The sequence below is a fragment of the Aequorivita sediminis genome, from assembly GCF_032080575.2.
GTDB lineage: Bacteria > Bacteroidota > Bacteroidia > Flavobacteriales > Flavobacteriaceae > Aequorivita > Aequorivita sediminis.
The window spans coordinates 1-331 of record NZ_JAVLSO020000054.1 but is presented as its reverse complement, the minus strand read 5'-3'; the positions used below and the strand labels follow the sequence as shown (position 1 = coordinate 331).

The window sequence follows — 331 nt, the reverse complement described above, 5'->3', positions numbered from 1 at the left end:
GAATTTCAAAAAATGGGGGATTAGCTCAGCTGGCTAGAGCGCCTGCCTTGCACGCAGGAGGTCATCGGTTCGACTCCGATATTCTCCACCACGGACAACAACTGTTGTTTTTCATTAGCTGCCCGTTATCCGGGCCTGAGAGACACAGGGATCCAGACAGTTCATTGACATATTGTAATTAAAGAATACGAGAAAAGTAATAAAAGTCTTAGTATTTGGTTGTTAACCTTTGGTTGATTGATCAATTATTAAGCAATGAATAAACTCATTAAAGAGCAAAAAAGTACAATAAGCAAAATAAGAGCGTATGGGGAATGCCTAGGCTCTCAGA

General features: G+C 40.8%; 1 tRNA gene. It reads left to right on the top strand.

The window, feature by feature from the left end:
* Positions 1–14: 14 nt before the first annotated feature.
* Positions 15–91 (top strand) — tRNA-Ala (locus tag RT250_RS13565).
* Positions 92–331: the final 240 nt, after the last annotated feature.